At 69.3% G+C, this 4074-nt stretch carries 3 protein-coding genes and 1 pseudogene; 3 read left to right on the top strand and 1 reads right to left on the bottom strand.

What is annotated here, in order from left to right; genetic code table 11:
• Nucleotides 1-111 precede the first annotated feature (111 nt).
• The 3 genes from AB0D12_RS40970 (at nucleotide 112) to AB0D12_RS40960 (ending at nucleotide 3559) form a co-directional block, all read left to right on the top strand.
• Entirely contained in the window at nucleotides 112-720 is a 609-nt protein-coding gene (locus tag AB0D12_RS40970) for a hypothetical protein (protein WP_362695111.1), read from the top strand.
• A gap of 186 nt (nucleotides 721-906) precedes the next feature.
• The gene (locus AB0D12_RS40965; protein ID WP_362695114.1) at nucleotides 907-1035 is read left to right on the top strand and encodes an SEC-C metal-binding domain-containing protein; all 129 of its coding nucleotides are present in this window, start codon (nucleotides 907-909) and stop codon (nucleotides 1033-1035) included.
• 1171 nt (nucleotides 1036-2206) lie between these two features.
• Nucleotides 2207-3559, top strand: coding sequence for a PhoH family protein (locus tag AB0D12_RS40960; protein WP_362695108.1), 1353 nt, complete (start codon nucleotides 2207-2209; stop codon nucleotides 3557-3559).
• A 148-nt stretch (nucleotides 3560-3707) separates the two neighbouring features.
• Here the strand turns inward: AB0D12_RS40960 and AB0D12_RS40955 are convergent.
• Nucleotides 3708-3980, bottom strand: a pseudogene (locus AB0D12_RS40955) (IS630 family transposase); the annotation flags it as partial.
• Nucleotides 3981-4074 lie beyond the last annotated feature (94 nt).

The following is a 4074-nucleotide window of genomic DNA, read 5'->3' as shown; positions in this document are numbered from 1 at the left end:
CAACGCGCTCAAGAGGACCGGGCTGGTCCTCCGCACGGAGGCTTACAGGCCACCTCCCGATCCGCGTAAGAACGAGACGCCGCGCCCCACCTGGCAGCGACCGCCTATCCGGTGATCGCGACAATCGACCGCAGCCCGCAGAAGGTGGATTTCGGATCGATCAACGAGCGGCGCAAGCTGGCACTGACCACGTTCGACTGGTGCGCCGTGTGTGGTCTGCCCTTCGCTGACGAGCTGCGCTGGCAGGTGGTGTTCCAGGAGGGACCGCTGCCGACGGCTCTCGCTGGGGAGGCGCCGGTCCACGAGGCGTGCGCGCTGTATGCGGCCCAGGTATGCCCCTTCCTCTTCTCGCCGCATTCCCGTCTGGGGGACGAGTTCCGCAAGGGGGCCGTGCGGGACGCCATGGTGCGGTTCGTGGGCTTCGAGTCCACGAGCGCGGTGAACACCCACGAATCGGGGCTGCAGCCGGGTGTCCACACTCTGCACTTCGAGCATCAGGGGCACGCGGACGAGTTCTCCTACCACTCCCCCGACGAGATCCAAGAACGGTTCACCGATGCCTTGGCCAGCGAACGGGATCTGCCGGTGAGCGACGCGGAAGGAGTACTGATCCGTCTCTTCAACCGACTCGATGATGACGGCGATGGTGACGTGGTCACCGGCGCAGCGCTGATCGCCGGCGCCGCCTTTGCCAAGGACGTTTTCAACCTGCAGGCATGAAGGCCTTCGCCGGCAAGCACTACCCCACCGTTGCCGGACTACTGCTGCGGGGAAGTGAGCAAGAGATCCTCGACTTCTCACGCGCCTCCGAGGACGAGGCCTTCAGCGCGGTGGGCCCCCTGGGTACTCGAACGCGCCGACAACCTCCCAGTGCCCCTTCAGCGGTGGCGGAAGCGCGGCGAGAACATGGTCCGTCGCAGCGCGCATCCTCGGCCGGAAGGGCCCGGGCGCAGCGTTGCCAAGAACGCTGCATGCCCGTGCGGCTCGGGACGTAAAGCGCGCCGCTGCCACCCCGCTGGGATCCCCGTCAGCTGACCGCCGAGGCATGGACGCCCCAGCCGCGGCTGCCCAGCGGTCGCGGGGCGGCGCCGGCATCGGCGCTGCGCGGCGGACCATGGTCGAGTTGAGGGCACGTTCGTGACGAGAGGGGAACCGCATGGCCGCTGACCGAGGCATCGCCGGCCCGTACGTGGAGTACGACGGGCTCCCCGCCCTGCGTAGGCTTGGAAAGGAAACCGCTGGCGCTGTCACAGGTTCCGGTGCGCCATAGAAGTACCAGGCAGCCCTTGCACCATCCTCGGCCCTGAGCCAAGCGGCGGGTTCGTCCCGCCTCGTCCACGCCGGGCCTCTGGGCTGAGAAAAACGGGAGCGCAGACCACGCCGCTCACGAGCCTGTCCCTGAACGGAGCCCTGGACGATCCACAGAGTTCCCGGCGGCGAGGCAGGCGGACCGGGCAACAGCAAGGCGCGGCGGGAAACGGACACGGCGGCACGGCCCGGACCGTCGGGCGGTCTCACGCACGGGAGAAGTCGGCCGAACTGCCAGGCACCACAACGGCGATCGCGGGACGAAGCCCGGGACCGGCGCACGCGGACCATACACAGGGTTGGGAGCTTGCCTGACCCAGCCGTTGGGGACGGCGACCCGGAACCCGGCGGGGTCGGTACGGAACTCGAATCCGGCCGGCAGTGCGATCGCGGCGGGCTGTCGGCGTGGTGCCGTGCTGCTGCCCGGCGACACGGTGGCCCGGCCGCTCTCCGCGGGGCTTGCGGGTGTGGTGGGCAGCGGAAGCAGGGCCACCCCGCCGGCCAGCACCACGAGCCCGCAAACCGCCAGCACTGCGCGGGGCATTCGCCGCCCCGCGCCGCCGGAGGTGGGCACCGGGCCCGGTGGCGTCGGATGGGGCCTGCCCCGCGGGAAGTGCGGCGGTTGGAGGCGATCGTGAAGCCGGTGACCGGCAGTCCGGAGGCGGTGTGCCGCACAGGTCGCCGCCTGGTTCACCGAGCACCGGGCGGACTGAGAAAGCCGTCTCGACCCCCTTTCCTCCGACGACGAATCGTTGTGATTTGTCTCATAGGCCGTCGCGCCGAGCCGGGCGCCGGGGTTAGCGTCCACCCAAACCGCACCGCCGAGCTGCGGGGACGACCGACCCACTCGAAGAGCCGTGAGGCCTGTCGCCCGCCGCAGCGGACCGGAGACGCAGCGATGATCGACGAAGAGCGTGGTACCGGGTCCAAGACTCCCGTCCACTCCCGCCAGGGCGATCGGCGCACATACGTTCTCGATACCAGCGTGCTCCTGGCGGACCCGCCCGCCATGACCCGCTTCGAGGAGCACGAGGTCGTCCTCCCGGTGGTCGTGGTCACCGAGCTGGAGGCCAAGCGGCACCACCCCGAGCTGGGCTACTTCGCCCGCCAGGCGCTCCGCCTCCTCGACGACTACCGTATCCGGCACGGCCGCCTCGACGAGCCGATCCCGGTCGGCGAGTTCGGCGGCACCATCCGGGTCGAACTGAACCACTCGGACTCCTCGACCTTGCCCGCTGGCTACCGCGCCGGCGGCGGCGAAGCCGACGCTCGCATCCTCGCCGTCGCCCGCAACCTCCAGGCCGAGGGCTACGACGTCACCGTCGTCTCCAAGGACCTGCCTCTGCGGATCAAGGCTAGTTCGGTCGGCCTGCTCGCCGAGGAGTACCGCGCCGAACTCGCCATCACCTCCGGCTGGACCGGCATGACCGAACTCCACGTCCCCGCCGATCAGGTCGACACCCTCTTCGGCGCCGGCCATGACGCCGCGACCGACATCGACGGTGCAGCCGAGCTGCCCGTCCACACCGGCCTGGTCCTGCACTCCGAGCGAGGCCGCGCCCTGGGCCGGGTCAGCCACGACGGGCGGGTGCGACTGGTCCGCAGCGACCGCGAAGCGTTCGGCCTGCGGGGCCGTTCCGCCGAGCAGCGCATCGCCCTCGACCTGCTCCTCGACCCCGACGTCGGGATCGTCTCAATGGGCGGCCGCGCCGGCACCGGCAAGTCCGCACTGGCGCTGTGCGCGGGCCTGGAGGCCGTCCTGGAACGCCGCCAGCACCGCAAGGTCATGGTTTTCCGCCCCCTCTACGCGGTCGGCGGCCAGGAACTCGGCTACCTGCCGGGCAGCGCAGCCGAGAAGATGGGCCCCTGGGCACAAGCCGTCTTCGACACCCTCTCCGCGGTCACCACCCCCGACGTGATCGAGGAGGTCATCTCCCGCGGCATGCTGGAGGTCCTGCCGCTCACCCACATCCGCGGCCGCTCCCTCCACGACGCCTTCGTCATCGTCGACGAGGCGCAGTCCCTGGAGCGCAACGTTCTTCTCACCGTCCTCTCCCGGATCGGCCAGGGCTCTCGCGTCATCCTCACCCACGACGTCGCCCAGCGTGACAACCTCCGTGTCGGCCGCTACGACGGCATCGTCGCAGTCGTCGAAAAACTCAAGGGCCACCCGCTCTTCGCCCACATCACCCTCACCCGCTCTGAACGCTCGCCCATCGCCGCCCTCGTCACCGAGATGCTCGAGGCCTGAGGGGGAGACGGTGGAACGCTCGCTGCCGATCCGCCAGGAGGCGACGTCCGTCCGCGAGTGAGGCCGGCATTCGCCGCGACGTTCTGCGCGTGCGCCGCGACAATGAGCGCGGAGACGAACAGCCGGGCCCAGATCTCCTAGTGCCGCATCAAGCAACGTTGGCCCTGTTGACGACGGCGTGTAGGTGCTGGTCGTGGGCATGGCGGTTTCGCCAGATAATGTATCGGCGGATCATGCTGCCCTGTTCCTTGTGGTCGGCGTGGTCGGTGCCGTCGAGGGTGAAGTAGCGCAGGGCTGTGAACTGGGCCTCGATGCGGTTGAGCCAGGAAGAGTTCGTCGGGGTGTAGGCGATCTCGACGTTGTTCGCCGTCGCCCATGTGCCGACCCGTTGGCACTTGTTCGTGGTCAGGTGCGGGGAGAAGATGCCCCTATGTTTCGTCAAGCGGCTGAAGGTGCCTGTGTGGCCGTCGGAGGCTGAATGTGCCGGTAGAGCTCGCGGGCCACGTAGCGTTTGA

It is taken from the genome of Streptomyces sp. NPDC048479 (assembly GCF_040651435.1).
Taxonomy (GTDB): Bacteria; Actinomycetota; Actinomycetes; order Streptomycetales; family Streptomycetaceae; genus Streptomyces.
This window is presented reverse-complemented; position numbering and strand designations above follow the sequence as displayed.